Source organism: Streptomyces pseudogriseolus, assembly GCA_002154585.1.
Taxonomy (GTDB): Bacteria; Actinomycetota; Actinomycetes; order Streptomycetales; family Streptomycetaceae; genus Streptomyces; species Streptomyces pseudogriseolus.
Map to the genome: position 1 here is coordinate 1 of MUNG01000206.1, position 15,327 is coordinate 15,327.

The following is a 15,327-nucleotide window of genomic DNA, read 5'->3' on the forward strand; positions in this document are numbered from 1 at the left end:
CGTGCACCGCGACCTGAAGCCCGCCAACATCGTGCGGCTCGACGACGGCACAGTGAAGATCTGCGACTTCGGCATCGCCCGCCTGGGCCACGACATCGGCTTCACCTCCCGGCTCACCGGCACCGGCGTCGCCATGGGCACCCCGCACTACATGTCGCCGGAGCAGATCGCCGGGGAGGAGGTCGACCGGCGCAGCGACCTGTACTCCTTCGGATGTGTGCTCTACGAGATCGCCACCGGGGCGCCGCCGTTCGACCTGGACGACGCCTGGGCGATCCTCGTCGGGCACCGCGACACCCCGCCCGTGCCGCCGCGCCGCCACCGCGCGGAACTGTCCGGGCGGCTGGAGCGCGTCATCCTCGACCTGCTGGCCAAGGACCCGGACGACCGGCCGGACAGCGCCCTCGACCTGGCCCGGCGCATCGAGGAGGCACGGACCTCGCCGGTCCCCGCCGGGCGCCCCGCCCTGCCCGGACCCTCGGGGCGTCCCGCCGGTCCGTCCACGGCACGGCCGGCCGGCCCGGCAGGACGCCCCGGGCGGGTGCCGTCCTGGACGCGCGGCGACAACGCCGCCCGCGCCGCCGGAGCCGCATCACATGACACCCCCCGGCCCACCCTCTCGCCGACGGCGCTGACCGCCCTCGCCGAGCGCCACCACACCGCCCTGCGCCGGGGCCGCCTCGGCCACTGGGAGGAGGCGGGCGAGCTGCACGCCGAGGTCGCCGCCGAACGCGAGCGCCTGCTCGGCCCGGAGCACCCGGACACCCTGGCCAGCCGCTACGAGGTGGCGTTCACCCTCAGCCGCACCGGCCGGCCCGCCGACGCCCTGCGCGCCTACAAGCAGGTCGCCGAGGCCCGTATCCGCGTCCTCGGACCCGACCACCCCGACACGCTCGCCGCGCGCCAGGAGATGGGGTACGTCCTCGCCCAGCTGGGCCGCCCGGCCGACGCCCACCGCGTGTACCTGTCGGTGCTTCAGGGCCGCGAGCGGACCATGGGACCCGACCACCCCGACACCCTGCGCTGCCGGCACAACCTCGCCTGCAACCTCAGCAGGCTCGGCCGCCTGGAGGACGCCCACGCCACGGCGTGCGAGGTGGCCGAGGCGCGCGCCCGGGTGCTCGGACCGGAGCACCCCGACACCCTCGTCACCCGGTGCGAGGTCGCCTACGTCCTCGGCCGCCTGGGCCGCTGGAAGGAGGCCCTGGAGACCTACCGGGACGTGGCCGTGATCCGCACCCGCGTGCTCGGCCCGGACCACGCCGACACCCTCGCCGCCCGGCACGAGGTGGGCGTCGGCCTCGGCCGCCTCGGCCGCGCCGGGCAGGCCCTCGACGTGTACCGCCGCCTGGTCGCGGACCGCACCCGGGTGCACGGCCCGCGCCACCCCGAGACCCTGCGCGCCCGGCACGGCGCCGGCGTCAGCCTCGGCCGGCTCGGCCGGTGGACGGACGCCCTCGCCGAGTCCCGCGAGGTGGCCGCCCTGCGCGAGCGGGTGCTCGGCGCCGACCACCCGGACACCCTGGTCAGCCGCCGCGAGGTCGCCGTCGCCCTGGGCTGGCTGGGCGACTGGGCGCACGCGCTCACCGAGTACCGGCGGGTGGCCGACGCCCGGGAGGCTATCCTCGGCGCGGACCACCCCGACACCCTCGCCGCCCGCGAGGACGAGGCCCACTGCCTGGAGCGCCTGGGCCACCTCAGGGCGGCGGCGGACCTGTACGGACGGGTGGCGTCGGCACGCGGACAGGGCCTGGCCGGAGGCGCCTAGTCCGTTTCCCGGCCGGTCCTGCCCGTCCCGTGCCCGGTCCCCTCTGGCCGCGGACGATCATCACGTGTTACGAAGAACCATGACCGCAGCTCAGGAGTCCCGGACGTACGACGTCGTCATCGTCGGCGGAGGTCACAACGGCCTCGTCGCCGCCGCCTACCTCGCCCGCGCCGGGCGCTCCGTACTGGTGCTCGAGCGGCTGGACCACACCGGCGGCGCGGCGATCTCCACCCGCCCCTTCGCCGGTGTCGACGCCCGCCTGTCCCGGTACTCCTACCTGGTCAGCCTGCTGCCCCGGAAGATCCTCACCGACCTCGGACTCGACGTCCGGCTCGGCACCCGCACCATCTCCTCGTACACGCCCGCCGAGCGCGACGGCCGGCCCACCGGCCTGCTGGTCGGCGGCGGCGAGGAGCGCACCCGCGAGGCGTTCGTCCGGCTCACCGGCTCCGACCGTGAGTACCGGGCGTGGCAGGACTTCTACGACCTGACCGGCCGGGTCGCCCGCCGGGTCTTCCCGACCCTCACCGAGCCGTTGCCCACCCGTGAGGAGCTGCGCCGCACGGTGGACGACGAGGAGGCCTGGCGGATCCTCTTCGAACAGCCTCTGGGCGTCGCCGTCGAGGAGCGCTTCTCCGACGACCTGGTGCGCGGCGTCGTCCTCACCGACGCCCTCATCGGCACGTTCGCCGACGCCCAGGACCCCTCCCTCAAACAGAACCGCTGCTTCCTCTACCACGTCATCGGCGGCGGCACCGGCGCCTGGGACGTCCCGGTCGGCGGCATGGGCGCGGTCACCGACGCCCTCGCCGACGCCGCCCGCGCGGCCGGAGCGGTCATCGCCACCGGCCACGAGGCCGTGCGCGTCGAGACCGACGGCCGCACCGCCGAGGTCACCCACCGCACGGCCGACGGCGAGGGCGTCGTCACCGCGGGCCACGTCCTCGTCAACGCCTCGCCCGAGGAGCTGGCGCGGCTCACCGGTGACACGCCCCCGCCGCACGCCGAGGGCGCCCAGCTCAAGGTGAACATGCTGCTCACGCGGCTGCCCCGGCTGCGCGACAGCTCCGTCGACCCGCGCGAGGCGTTCGCCGGCACCTTCCACATCGCCGAGGGCTACCAGCAGCTGGCCACCGCGCACGACCAGGCCGCCGCCGGCCGGCTGCCCGACGCGCCGCCCTCGGAGATCTACTGCCACTCGCTCACCGACCCGTCCATCCTCGGACCCGAGCTCGCGGCGAAGGGCTACCAGACCCTCACCCTGTTCGGACTGCACACGCCCGCGCGGCTGTTCGAGCGGGACAACGACGCCGTGCGCGAGGAGCTGCTGACCAGGACGCTGGCCCAGCTCGACGCCCATCTGGCCGAACCGGTCGCCGACTGCCTCGCCACCGACGCCGACGGCCGCCCCTGCATCGAGGCCAAGTCGCCGCTCGACCTGGAACGCGACCTCGGGCTCCCGGGCGGCAACATCTTCCACCGCGACCTGTCCTGGCCCCACGCCCAGGACGGCACCGGCCGCTGGGGCGTGGAGACCGCCCACGCCAACGTGCTGCTCTGCGGCGCCGGAGCGGTACGCGGCGGCGGGGTCAGCGGCGTGCCGGGCCACAACGCGGCGATGGCCGTCCTGGAGGCGGGCCAGGCCTGAGGGGACGCCGGCCTGCCTGACGACGCGGCGGGTCAGCCCTGAGGGACCGGGCGGCCAGGCCTGACGGCCCGGCCGGCGAGGGCCGGCGGACCTGAGGCCCCGGGTCCGCCTCAGCCGTCCTCCCGGCTCCAGCCCTCCGCCGTCAGCCGGGCCGCGTCCGCGGGGCGTGCCTCGTCGAAGAGCCGCCGCCGGCCCCGCTCGACGCGCAGCCCGTCGACATAGGCGCCGCGCCCGACGAACAGGCGGTCGGTGGTGTACCGCCAGCGCACGACCAGGCCGGGGGCGGCCGGCAGGTCCGCGGCCAGGTCGTGCCAGACGCGGCCCGACCAGCCGGTGGCCGTGCCCGCCGGGTGCTGCTCGGGCCCGGCGCCGCGCCGCCGCGTCGTGAACGGCACCGGCTGCCAGGTCGTCCCGCCGTCCGCCGAGGACTCGAGGATCAGCACGTCGGCCCTCGGCTCGGTGTCCCACCAGAGCGCGCAGCTCAGCCGGGCCGCGCCGGACGAGGTGTCCAGCGCCGGCAGCGCGAGGGTAGCGACGGCCGCGCTCGCCATCCCCGAGAACCACGCGGTGTGCCCCCGCGCCGGGCGTACCGGCACCGCGCGGGCCAGCTGGTTGGCGGCGGCCACCCGGGGCGCCGAACCGGACCGCCAGCTGCGCACCGGGTGCACCGAGTTGCCGAGGACGACGAGGAACGAGTCGGTGGTCGGGTCGAGCACCAGCGCCGTGCCGGTGAACCCGGTGTGGCCGGCCGTGCGGGGCGTGGCCATCGCGCCCATGTACCAGTGCTGGTAGAGCTCGAAGCCCAGGCCGTGCTCGTCGCCCGGGAAGGCCGTGTTGAAGTCGGTGAACATCAGCTCCACCGACTCCGGCCGCAGGATCCGCTCCCGGCCGTGGGCTCCGCCGTCGAGCAGCGTCCGCGCGAGGACCGCCAGGTCCCACGCGTCGGAGAACACACCGGCGTGGCCCGCGACCCCGCCGAGACTGTACGCGTTCTCGTCGTGCACCTCGCCCCACACCAGCCCCCGGTCCAGCCCGGACCACGGCTTGCGCGCGTCCTCGGTGGCCGCGATGTTCGGCTTCCAGGACGCCGGGGGGTTGTAGCGGGTGCGGCGCATGCCGAGCGGCCCGGTGATCTCCTCGCGGAGCAGCACGTCCAGCTTCCGCCCGGTGACCTGCTCCAGCACGAGCTGGAGCGAAATCAGGTTCAGGTCGGAGTACAGGTACGCGGTGCCCGGCGGGTTGGCGAGCGCCTCGTCGTAGACGCGCCGCACCTTGTCCTCGTACGTCGGCGCCTCGTACAGCGGGATCCACGCGCGGAACCCGGACGTGTGCGTGAGCAGCTGGCGTATCGTCACGTCCTGCTTGCCGGCCCGCCCGAAGTCCGGCAGGTACGAGGCGACCGGCGCCTCCAGCGTCAGCCGGCCCCGCTCGATCTGCTGCACGGCGAGGATCGAGGTGAACAGCTTGGACACCGACGCCAGGTCGAAGACGGTGTCGCCGGCCATCGCGATCTGCTGGTCCGCCGGGAACTCGACACCGGTGTCCGTCGTCTCGTCGTACGCCTGGTAGCGCACGGCCATGCCGATCGGCCGGTGCAGCGCCACCGTGCGGCCGCGCCCGGCGAGCAGCACGGCGCCCGCGTACCACGGGTGCTGCGGGGACGGCCGGAGGAACGCCTCGGCGTCGGCGACGAGCTGCTTCAGCGGCCCGGGCAGCAGCCCGGCCTCCCGTGCCGACCCGTGCCGCAGCGCGGGACGGCCGCCCCCGCGGGAGGGGGCCGCCGCGGCGGCCGGATCGGCGGGCAGCGACGCGAACGCCAGCCCGCCGCCCAACGCCAAGGCGCCCCGCCCCACCTGACGCCGACTCATTCCGCTCGCAGCCGCCATCCGTCCGCCCCTCCCGAGTCCTGTCACCGAGTCGCCTGAAAGTAACTTCCGGAGATCACCGCACCGGATGAAACTTTCCTGTCAGGGGTGCTCGATGTCAATGGTTGTGGACAGAGGGGGCGGTGAACGGCGGGCCCGGCCGCCGGGGAGGGGCTCAGCCGTGCCGCTCGCGGAGATCCACGATGCGCCGGATCTTGCCCACCGACCGCTCCAGCGACTCCGGGTCGACGATCTCCGCCTCCACCGAGACGCCGATGCCGTCCTTCACCGCCTGCACGATCGACCGCGCCGCCGCCTCACGGGCCGAGGCGTCCGCGTCCGGACGGGCCTCCGCGCGCACGGTGAGCGCGTCCATCCGGCCGCGCGTGGTCAGCCGCAGCTGGAAGTGCGGCGCCACGCCCGGGGTGCGCAGCACGATCTCCTCGATCTGCGTGGGGAAGAGGTTCACCCCGCGCAGGATCACCATGTCGTCGCTGCGCCCGGTCACCTTCTCCATGCGCCGGAACACGCGCGCCGTGCCCGGCAGCAGCCGGGTCAGGTCCCGGGTCCGGTACCGGACCACCGGCATGGCCTCCTTGGCTAGCGAGGTGAACACCAGCTCGCCCCGCTCGCCCTCGGGCAGCACCTCGCCCGTGAGGGGGTCGACGACCTCCGGGAAGAAGTGGTCCTCCCAGATGTGCAGCCCGTCCTTGGTCTCCACGCACTCCTGCGCGACACCCGGACCGATCACCTCCGACAGCCCGTATATGTCGACCGCGTCGATCGCGCACCGCTCCTCGATCTCCCGCCGCATGTCCTCCGTCCACGGCTCGGCGCCGAAGACGCCCACCCGCAGCGACGTGGAGCGCGGGTCGACGCCCTGCCGCTCGAACTCGTCGAGCAGGGTGAGCATGTAGGACGGGGTCACCATGATGACCGACGGCCTGAGGTCCTGGATCAGCGTGACCTGCCGGGACGTCATCCCGCCGGACGCGGGGATCACCGTGCAGCCCAGCCGCTCGGCCCCGTAGTGCGCGCCGAGCCCGCCCGTGAACAGGCCGTACCCGTACGCGACGTGCGCGATGTCGCCGGGCCTGGCGCCCGCCGCGCGCAGCGACCGCGCGACCATGTCGGCCCACATGGACAGGTCGTTCTCCGTGTAGCCGACCACCGTGGGGCGCCCGGTGGTGCCGCTGGAGGCGTGCAGCCGGCGGACCCGCTCGCGCGGGACGGCGAACATGCCGTACGGGTAGTTCTCCCGCAGGTCCGCCTTGGTGGTGAACGGGAAGCGGGACAGGTCGGACAGCGAACGGCAGTCGTCGGGGTGGACGCCCGCCTTGTCGAAGGACTCCCGGTAGAACGGCACGTTCTCGTACGCGTGCCGCAGGGAGTTCCGCAGCCGCTCCAGCTGGAGGGCCCGCAACCCGTCGGGGTCCAGCCGCTCCGCCGGGTCCAGCAGGTCCGCCGCCTCGGTCATCAGGACCTTCCTTTCACCGTCCCATTCCGGACGACCGATCATTCGGTCGTTCACGTCGGCCCCAGTAACGCAGCCGACCACCCTCCAATGCAAGAGCCGGGCCTGCACTTTTCCCGGAGGGACGGTGGCGAGGCGACACCCCAGGGGCGCGGGGAACTGCGCGACAAGCCCTCACCGGCCCGCACCCGGCGATGCGACCGAGAACCGACGAACCACATCCCCCTCACGCGACCTGTCCGGAGGACACCCCGCTCGCTAGGCTGGCCGCGGACGACAACCGGGAGGAGCACGGACGTGGCCGAGAGCACCACCCAGCAGCGCCCGCTCACGGGCTGGGACAAGCCCGAGCTGGACCTCAGCAACGCACAGTGGCAGTCCGGCAGCAGGGGTCTGGGCGACGTCCAGATCGCCTTCGTGGAGGGCTTCATCGCCATGCGCAACAGCGGCCGGCCGGAGAGCCCGTCCCTGATCTTCACCCCCGCCGAGTGGGGCGCCTTCGTCTCGGGCGCGCGCGAGGGCGACTTCGACCTGACCTGACCCGCCCGAGGGACGTGTGCCGCGCGCTTTTCCGGACACGTGATCGACGGAGAGCCACGCCGGACCGTGAGGGTACGGCGCGGACCGACGCCGTATCCGGAGGCGAGGCACATGAACGACCAGCCGGTGGTCGCGGCGGTGGACGGGTCCCCGGACGGACTGCGCGCCCTGGAGTGGGCCCTGGACGCCGCCCGGCGGCACGGGACCACGCTCCGCGTCCTGCACGTCCGTACGGCCCCGCCCCGCATCCGCCAGGACGTGCGGGACACGGGGCCGCCCGCCGCGGACGACGACCCGGTGCTCATCCAGGCCCGCGCCCGGGTGGACGCGCTCGGCGGCATTCCGTCCGTCGAGTACGTCGTCACCGAGGGCGCGCCCGGTGCCCTGCTGCCTGAGACCGGCGCGGAGGCCCGGCTGCTGGTGCTCGGCTCGCGGGGCCGCGGCGGCTTCGCCAGTCTGCTGCTCGGGTCGAACTCCCTGGCCGCCGCCCGGGACGCCGGGTGCCCGGTGGTCGTGGTGCCCCGGCCGGGACGCGGCGGCGAGGAGGAGACGCGGGAGCACGGGGACGGCCCCGTGGTCGTCGGGGTGAGCGCCGAGGGACCTGACACGGCCACGCTCGGCTTCGCCTTCGCGGAGGCCGCCGCACGCGGAACCGCGCTGCGGGTCGTCACCGCGTACCCGTGGCCGCTCCAGACGGTGCTGCTGCCCGGCGAGGTGCCGCCCGCGCAGGCCGACCAGGAGGCCCTGGAGCACGAGACGCGGGTCCTCGCCGACGGCCTGCTCGCCCCGTACCGCGAGCGGCACCCGGAGGCCGCGGCCGAGGTCGTCGCGCTGCCCGGGGACGCGGCAGGGCACCTGGTCGGCGCGTCCTGGGACGCCTCGCTGGTCGTGGTGGGCCGCCACCGGCGCCGGCTGTTCGCGCCCGCCCGCATGATGGGCTCGGTCACCCAGGCGGTCCTGCTCCACGCGCACAGCCCGGTCGCGGTCGTCCCGCCCGCACCCGCCGAGGAGTGAGCCGGGAAGCCGCGGGGGAGGGCGCCGAAGACGGTCACGAGGCCTCCGCCCGACCGTCCGAACCACGGTTCGGACACGTACCATGGCGGCATGTCGTTCCTCCGCCGCCGCAGTGCCACACCCGCCGGGCCCGATTTCGACGTACTGGCCATGGACCCGGGCGACTGGCCCGGCAATCTGGGCGCGGGCCTGCTGCCCGCCCCCGACGGAACCTGCCAGGGCGTCTTCCTGCGCTACGACCTGTTCGGCGGCCGCGGCCCCGCGATGATCATCGGCAACCTGCCCGAGGGCTCCGCGGCCCGCGACGTGCCCGAGGGCGAGGTGCCCTTCGAGGTCGGGCAGCTGCTGCTGGCACTGGAGAACGACGAGGAGGTCACCGTCGTCGGCACGGAGGACGTGCCGGTGATGCAGGGCGACAACCTGCTGATCGTGCGCCGCGTCAAGCTCTCCGAGAGCCGGATCTCCTGCGTGCAGTTCGACCGCAGCGACAACGTCCTGGTGACCATCGCCGCCTGGGACCGCCCGATCACCGACGACCTGTACGCCCTCCTCAAGCCGCTGCCCGCGGAGCTGTTCCAGCAGGGCTGACCCCACTCCGTACGACGGCGGGCGCCCCCGGACCGCACCGGTCCGGGGGCGCCCGACGCGTTGCGCGCGCTCCCGCGCTACGACGACACCACCGTCACGTCCGCCGCCCGCACGAACCCGACCCTGTGCCCGAACTGGATCTCGTAGTACTGCTCCTCGCCGCGCACCACCCGGTGCGAGGCCGGGTCGAAGGTCACCGCGTAGTAGTACTCGCTCGGCACCTTGCCGCCGGTCACGTACTTTTGCCCGGCGAGCACCCGGTACGGCAGCGGCGACACCGTCTGCGCCGGCACCCCCGCCGGGTAGGCCGACGCCTCCGGGTACGCGCGCCCGTACACCGGGACGGAGTCCAGGCCCTCGCGCGGGGTGATCACCTCGGCCCTGGCAGGCACGGCGACCGGGTTCTTCGCCGGGTTGCGGAACCAGGCCTTCTGACCGAGGTACCAGATCGCCGTCCAGTCGCCCCAGCGGTCCGCCACCGCGTACTGCTGGCCCGTGGACACCCGCGAGGACAGGTCGTTCACCCCGGTGGTGGGTGTGGAGCCGAGGCCGATGTCCTTGATCAGCGGGGAGTTCTCGTCGTGGTCGGAGTACAGCCGCACCGCGCTCGACCCGTGCGGGGCGCAGGGCTCACCGGCGGTCTCGCAGCCGGTGAACACCGGCCGGTGGGTGTCGTAGTCGGGCCGGATCGTGACGGCCCCCGACGTCTTCGGCCCCGTCGCCTTCAGCGGGCTGCCGAGCAGCTCGAAGTAGTGCCGCCAGTCCCAGTACGGGCCGGGGTCGGTGTGCATGCCCGGGATGGTGGCCGTGGTGGTGCCCGGCACCGTGTCGTGGCCCAGGATGTGCTGCCGGTCCAGCGGGATGCGGTACTTCGCGGCGAGGTACTTCACCAGCCGGGCCGAGGACCGGTACATGGCCTCCGTGTACCAGGCGTCCGGGTCGGTGAGGAAACCTTCGTGCTCCAGGCCGATCGACGCCGCGTTGACGTACCAGTTGCCCGCGTGCCAGGCGACGTCCTTCGCCTTCACGTGCTGCGCGATGTACCCGTCGGTGGAGCGCAGGCTGTACTGCCAGGACACGTACGTCGGGTCCTGCACCATGTTCAGGACGCCCTCCCAGGCGCCCTCCGTGTCGTGCACGACGATGTACCGGATCCGCTGCGAGGCGGGCCGGTTCCCCAGGTCGTGGTTGCCGTAGTCGCCCTCGCCGAACTCCTCGTAGGGCGCCGGGATCCACTCGCAGGACACCGTCCGCGGGCACTCCGTGCCGGCCGCGGACCCCTTGCGCAGCCCGGCGCGCTCCAGCACCGACGGGTCGGGCGCCAGGTCCGGGCGGGCGTCCAGGGCGACCCGCTGCCCGGCGTCCGTCACCCGCGCCTCGCCGTCCCGGATCACCGCGAACACCTCGTTCGCGTACGCCGCCGCCGAGGCGCGGTCGTCGGCGCCGGAGAACAGCGCCACCGCCCCGTACCAGTCGGCCGGGTCGTCGCTGGCCGGCGCGCCCAGCCTCCGCTGCGCCTCGGCCAGCAGGGCGGCGCCGCCCGCCACGTTCGCCGCCGGGTCCTCGCGCAGCGCCTCGGCGTCCAGGCCGGTCAGCCGGGCCGCCCTCGGCAGCGTGGTCAGCCGGTCCGGCAGCCCGGCCGGGTCCGGGCCGAGCTCCGAGGGGCGCAGCGCGGGACGGGCGTCGTCCCCGCGCGGGTCCTCGGAGCCGGTGGCGTGGTGCCCGGCGGAGGCGAGCGCGGTACGGGCGTCCGTCAGGTGCATCGGCCCGTAGCCGCCGGTGACGCTCGGGGCGCCGCCGTGCGCGTCCCAGCGGGACTGGAGGTAGGAGACGCCCAGCAGCACGCTCTGCGGCACGTCGTACGCGGCCGACGCGGACGCGAACGCCTGTTGCAGCCGGGCGGTGGCCGGCGGGGCCGGGTCGGGCGCCGCGCCCAGCAGGGGCAGCGTCAGCGCGGTGGCGGCCAGGGCGACGAGGCCGGCCCGTCCGGCGCGTCGGGACGGCCCGGCCGCACGGCCGGGCTCGGTGGCGGGAATTCGCAATGCAGCCTCCTGGGGACGGTCGTGCGACCCGTCAGTGGTACCGGCAGGCCGATGATCCGTCAATCATGCCCAGCAGGGTGCGAATTCCCTTGTCAATCGGGGTGCGGCGAGATTTCGTGGCGGGCCCCGGCGGACCTGCGGCGCGTCAGCGGTCTGGACCGGTGGCGCCCCGCCCGGCCCCGCGCGATGGCCGTATACCGTCCCTGCCCGCAACGGCCCCTGCCCGGAACAGCCCGACTGCCCGCGGCGGTCGTCGCCTGCGGGCAGTCGTAGGGGTGCGGCCGTACGGGACTCGGCGGGGCGGTCGCGCCGCGGTTAGCGGGTGCCGACCGCGGCGCGCACGGCCCGCCGGGCCAGCTGGCAGTCGTCGTGCAGCCGGCGCAGCAGCAGCCGCTGCTCCTCACCGGACGGCACGCCGCCCGGCTGGCCCGCCGCCGGCGCCGGCTCGTGCATCGAACGCTGCACGGCCGTCTCGTAGGTCCGGATCTCCCGGGTCAGCACGAGCATCAGGTTCACCAGGAACGCGTCGCGCGAGGCGGGGCCCGCCGACTGCGCGATCTGGCTGATCTGCCGCCGGGCCGCCGGGGCGTCCCCGAGCACGGACCACAGGGTCGCCAGGTCGTAGCCCGGCAGGTACCAGCCCGCGTGCTCCCAGTCCACCAGCACCGGACCGGCCGGTGAGATGAGGATGTTGGAGAGCAGCGCGTCGCCGTGGCAGAACTGTCCCATGCCCTGCCGCCCCGTCGCCACGGCGATGCCGTGCAGGAGCTTCTGGAGGTCTCCGAGGTCCCGGTCGGTGAGCAGCCCCAGCTCGTGGTAGCGGTTGATCCGGGCCGCGTAGTCCAGCGGCGCGTCGAACGTCCCGGCGGGCGGCCGCCAGGAGTTGAGCCGGCAGATCGCGCCGAGTGCCGCCCTGATGTCCGCCCGGGGCGGCGCCTCCACCGGGTGCCGCTGGAGCGCCGCCACCCGTCCGGGCAGCCGCTCGATGACCAGCGTGCAGTTGTCCGGGTCCGCCGCGATCAGCCGGGGCGCCCGCACGGGCGGACGCTGCCGGACGAACGAGCGGTATGCCGCTATTTCGTGCCGGATGCGCTCGCTCCACGCGGGCGAGTGGTCCAGTAAGCACTTGGCGACCGCCGTGCTGCGTCCCGTGGTGCCGACCAGGAGCACCGACCGGCCGGTGCGGCGCAGCACCTGGACCGGCGCGAACTCCGGACAGATGCGGTGCACCGACGCGAGCGCCGTGCGCAGCTGCGCGCCCTGTGCGCCGGACAGGTCGAGCCGTCCGCTGAGCGGCTGGGTGCCCGGTCCCGCGAGGCGCCGTGCGTTGCCCGCGCCGAGCACGGGGGTCGCCGGGCGCGCGGGGGCGAGGTAGGGGCCGCTGTCCGAAGGACGCGGACGCAGCGGCCGGGGCGGGGCGGACACGGAGGACGATGCTGCGTACATGGGTGATACAGATCCCTTCGTGTGCCTGCGACGTCAGCGCACCACCCAACCCGGCCGCCCGGCCGCACCCTGGGGGAATGCCCCTGCGGCGACGGGGTCGTGGTGGCGCGTTCCTACTCGACACCCGTGGCCCCCTGGCACACCATCTGGCGGACCCTGGCGAACCCTGGCGAATAGTCGCCCGGCATGGCCCACCGGGCTACTGTCAACTCAGCCGAGAACCTGGGGGCTTGACGTGAGCGGACAACCCAACACCCGGCTCTCGGACCTGTTCGGCCTGGCCGGCTGGTCCAAGGGCGAACTCGCGAGGCTGGTGAACCGGCAGGCGGCGGCCATGGGCCATCCGCAGCTGGCGACCGACACCTCCCGGGTGCGGCGGTGGATCGACATGGGAGAGATCCCGCGCGATCCGGTGCCGCGGGTGCTGGCGGCTCTGTTCACCGAGCGTCTCGGCCGTGTCGTGACCATCGAGGATCTCGGTCTGGTCCGGCACGGGCGTACGGGGAAACGGCCACGCGCCGGGAGTGCGGAACATCCCGACGGAATGCCGTGGGCGCCCGAGCGGACGGCCGAGGTCCTCACCGAATTCACGGGAATGGACCTCATGCTCAACCGACGCGGCCTGGTGGGTGCGGGCGCCGCCCTCACCGCGGGCTCCGCACTCAGCAGCGCCATGCACGACTGGCTGCACACCGATCCGGCCCTGACCGCAGACGCCCCCCGCCTGCACGATCCCCTGCACGCCGAACCCGCCGGGTTCGACCGCTACGAGGCGGCCCCCATCGGGTCGCAGGAGATCGAGGAACTGGAACGCTCCGTGGAGGTGTTCCGCGCCTGGGACGCCGCCCGCGGCGGCGGACTCCAGCGCAAGGCGGTCGTGGGGCAGCTCAACGAGGTGGGCGGCATGCTCGCCTACCACCACCCGCCCCATCTCCAGCGGCGCCTGTGGGGCGTCGCCGCCAACCTCGCCGTCCTCGCCGGCTGGATGTCGCACGACGTGGGCATGGAGCCGACGGCGCAGAAGTACTTCGTCATCGCCGCTCACGCGGCCCGGGAGGGCGGCGACCGGCCGCGTGCCGGCGAGGCGCTGTCCCGGGCGGCCCGCCAGATGGTGCACCTGGGCCGGCCCGACGAGGCGCTGGACCTGATGAAGCTCGCCCAGTCCGGCTCGGGCGAGCGGGTGCTGCCGCGCACCCGCGCCATGTTCCACACCATCGAGGCCTGGGCGCAGGCGTCCATGGGCAAGGGCCAGGCGATGCGCCGCACGCTGGGGCAGGCCGAGGACCTGTTCGTCTCCGACAAGGGGGACGTGCCGCCGCCGAACTGGATGCAGCTGTTCAACGAGGCGGACCTGTACGGCATGCAGGCCCTGGCGTACCGCACGCTCGCGGAGTTCGAGCCGGGCGCGGCGGTTCACGCCCAGCACTACGCGGACAAGGCGCTGGCCTTGCGGGTGGACGCCCAGCAGCGGTCGAAGATCTTCGACTTCCTGTCGATGGCCTCCGCGTGCTTCATCGCCGACGACCCCGAACAGGCCGACCGCTTCGCGCGGCTCGCCCTGGTGTCGATGGGCCAGAACTCCTCGCGCCGCACCTGGGACCGGCTGCGCCAGATGTACCGGCTGACCGCCGAGTACGCCTCGTACCCGAGGATCCAGGAGCTGCGGGAGGAGATCGAACTGGCGCTGCCCAAGCCGCGCAAGGGCGGCACCGCGAAGGCCTGAAGGGTCACGCGCCGTCCGTCTCGTGTACGCCCCCGTCAGGAGGCGATCCGCGCCACCAGCACACAGGCGTGCTCCGCACGCTCTCCCGCACCGAACTCCCGCACGACCTCCTGGACGCACGTCCGGGCGGAACGGCCCCCGGCGAACCGGGGCGCCAGGGCGAGGAGCCGGTGGACGGCGGCCGCCCCGGTGTGCCCGGGCACCAGGCCGTCGGTGTGCAGCAGGAGCAGGTCGCCGACCTCGAGGGTCTCCTCGGCCTGCCCGTGTCCGGATCCCGGGGCGGCGCCCAGCGGGGCGCCTTGCGGCGCCTCGAGCGCCCGCCCTGTCCGGCCGCGGTAGAGCAGCGGGGCGGGGTGGCCGGCCCGCGCCCACACCGCGGTGCGGGTGTCGTGCCGGTAGCGTAGGCAGACGGCGCCTGCCAGGGCCGGTTGCGCGGTGGCGCCGAGCAGCCGGTCCAGGCAGTCCAGCAGGGGGCCGGGCGCGGCGCCGGACAGGGCCATGCCCCGTACGGCGCCGAGCAGCATGGCCACACCGGACGCGGCGGTCACGCCGTGTCCGGTCATCTCGCCGACGCCGAGCAGGGTGGCGTCGGCGGACAGTTCGAGGGCCTCGTACCAGTCGCCGCCCACCGATGTCTGCGCGGTGGGCGGCAGCTGGGCGGCGGCCACGTCCAGGGCGCGCGGGCCGCGCCGCGGGAACCGCAGGGAGCCGTGCCACGCCGGAAGCACGGCCTCCTGCAGCTCGACCGCGAGCCGGTGCTCGCTCCGCGCGGCGGCGTGCCGGTGCCGGTGCAGCGAGTCACGGGTCTCGCTCACCGCCCTTCGGCAGCGGCGCAGTTCGCTGACGTCGCGCAGGACCGCCCACATGGAGACGGTGCTGCCGTCGGCGCCGAGCACCGGTTCGCCCATCATGTGCACGGTCCGTGTGCCGTCGTCCGCGTGCACCACACGGAACTCCCCGTCGATGGGACGGCCGTCGACCAGGCAGCCGGTGACCATCTCGGTCAGCCGCGGCCGGTCCTCGTCGAGCACGAGGGAGGGCAGTTCGTCGAGGGTGAGCGGGGGAGCGGCCGGGTCGCGGCCGAGAATCCGGTACAGCTCGCCGGACCAGCTCACCTCGTCCGTGAGGAGGTCCCACTCCGCGCTGCCGACCCTGCTGAGCAGGGAGGCGCGGGGCGGGGCCGGCGGCGCGGGTAACTCCTCGTCGGACAAGGTGGGCG

At 74.5% G+C, this 15,327-nt stretch carries 11 protein-coding genes; 6 read left to right on the forward strand and 5 right to left on the reverse strand.

The window, feature by feature from the left end; all coding sequences use genetic code 11:
* A partial coding sequence (locus CCN29_RS19390) for a serine/threonine-protein kinase (RefSeq protein ID WP_107481715.1) occupies positions 1 to 1,768 on the forward strand: 1,768 nt, incomplete at its 5' end.
* 79 nt (positions 1,769 to 1,847) lie between these two features.
* Positions 1,848 to 3,416 carry a phytoene desaturase family protein gene (locus CCN29_RS19395; protein ID WP_031016721.1) on the forward strand — a complete coding sequence of 523 codons (1,569 nt, stop codon included), beginning with the start codon at positions 1,848 to 1,850 and terminating at the stop codon, positions 3,414 to 3,416.
* Between the two features lie 110 nt (positions 3,417 to 3,526).
* Here CCN29_RS19395 and CCN29_RS19400 read toward each other — a convergent pair whose 3' ends face one another.
* A complete protein-coding gene (locus tag CCN29_RS19400) occupies positions 3,527 to 5,284 on the reverse strand; it encodes a serine hydrolase domain-containing protein (RefSeq protein ID WP_442538413.1) in 1,758 nt (585 codons plus the stop codon).
* Between the two features lie 172 nt (positions 5,285 to 5,456).
* The gene (paaK, locus tag CCN29_RS19405; protein ID WP_086683374.1) at positions 5,457 to 6,758 is read right to left on the reverse strand and encodes a phenylacetate--CoA ligase PaaK; all 1,302 of its coding nucleotides are present in this window, start codon (positions 6,756 to 6,758) and stop codon (positions 5,457 to 5,459) included.
* A 294-nt stretch (positions 6,759 to 7,052) separates the two neighbouring features.
* On the opposite strand from paaK, the gene CCN29_RS19410 reads away from it, so the two are divergent.
* From CCN29_RS19410 to CCN29_RS19420, 3 genes are all read left to right on the forward strand, one after another.
* A complete protein-coding gene (locus CCN29_RS19410; RefSeq protein WP_006133802.1) occupies positions 7,053 to 7,295 on the forward strand; it encodes a DUF397 domain-containing protein in 243 nt (80 codons plus the stop codon).
* A gap of 111 nt (positions 7,296 to 7,406) precedes the next feature.
* Complete coding sequence (locus tag CCN29_RS19415; RefSeq protein ID WP_086683377.1) at positions 7,407 to 8,309, forward strand: universal stress protein; 903 nt, start codon at positions 7,407 to 7,409, stop codon at positions 8,307 to 8,309.
* Positions 8,310 to 8,399: 90 nt separating this feature from the next.
* Entirely contained in the window at positions 8,400 to 8,897 is a 498-nt protein-coding gene (locus CCN29_RS19420) for a glycosyltransferase family protein (RefSeq protein ID WP_031016733.1), read from the forward strand.
* Positions 8,898 to 8,974: 77 nt separating this feature from the next.
* On the opposite strand, the gene CCN29_RS19425 is transcribed toward CCN29_RS19420, so the two are convergent.
* A complete protein-coding gene (locus CCN29_RS19425) occupies positions 8,975 to 10,939 on the reverse strand; it encodes an N-acetylmuramoyl-L-alanine amidase (protein ID WP_442538414.1) in 1,965 nt (654 codons plus the stop codon).
* A 315-nt stretch (positions 10,940 to 11,254) separates the two neighbouring features.
* Positions 11,255 to 12,385, reverse strand: coding sequence for an aminoglycoside phosphotransferase family protein (locus tag CCN29_RS19430; protein ID WP_006133797.1), 1,131 nt, complete (start codon positions 12,383 to 12,385; stop codon positions 11,255 to 11,257).
* 235 nt (positions 12,386 to 12,620) lie between these two features.
* Here CCN29_RS19430 and CCN29_RS19435 point away from each other — a divergent pair, with 235 nt between their 5' ends.
* A complete protein-coding gene (locus CCN29_RS19435) occupies positions 12,621 to 14,108 on the forward strand; it encodes a DNA-binding protein NsdB (RefSeq protein WP_006133795.1) in 1,488 nt (495 codons plus the stop codon).
* A gap of 35 nt (positions 14,109 to 14,143) precedes the next feature.
* On the opposite strand, the gene CCN29_RS19440 is transcribed toward CCN29_RS19435, so the two are convergent.
* A partial coding sequence (locus tag CCN29_RS19440; RefSeq protein WP_086683383.1) for a PP2C family protein-serine/threonine phosphatase occupies positions 14,144 to 15,327 on the reverse strand: 1,184 nt, incomplete at its 5' end.

What these genes read in the sequence shown, in the direction of transcription:
- CCN29_RS19395 (WP_031016721.1), top strand. Translation starts at nt 1,848, where the DNA reads ATGACCGCAGCTCAGGAGTCCCGGACGTACGACGTCGTCATCGTCGGC.
- CCN29_RS19400 (WP_442538413.1), bottom strand. Translation starts at nt 5,284, where the DNA reads ATGAGTCGGCGTCAGGTGGGGCGGGGCGCCTTGGCGTTGGGCGGCGGG.
- paaK (WP_086683374.1), bottom strand. Translation starts at nt 6,758, where the DNA reads ATGACCGAGGCGGCGGACCTGCTGGACCCGGCGGAGCGGCTGGACCCC.
- CCN29_RS19415 (WP_086683377.1), top strand. Translation starts at nt 7,407, where the DNA reads ATGAACGACCAGCCGGTGGTCGCGGCGGTGGACGGGTCCCCGGACGGA.
- CCN29_RS19420 (WP_031016733.1), top strand. Translation starts at nt 8,400, where the DNA reads ATGTCGTTCCTCCGCCGCCGCAGTGCCACACCCGCCGGGCCCGATTTC.
- CCN29_RS19430 (WP_006133797.1), bottom strand. Translation starts at nt 12,385, where the DNA reads ATGTACGCAGCATCGTCCTCCGTGTCCGCCCCGCCCCGGCCGCTGCGT.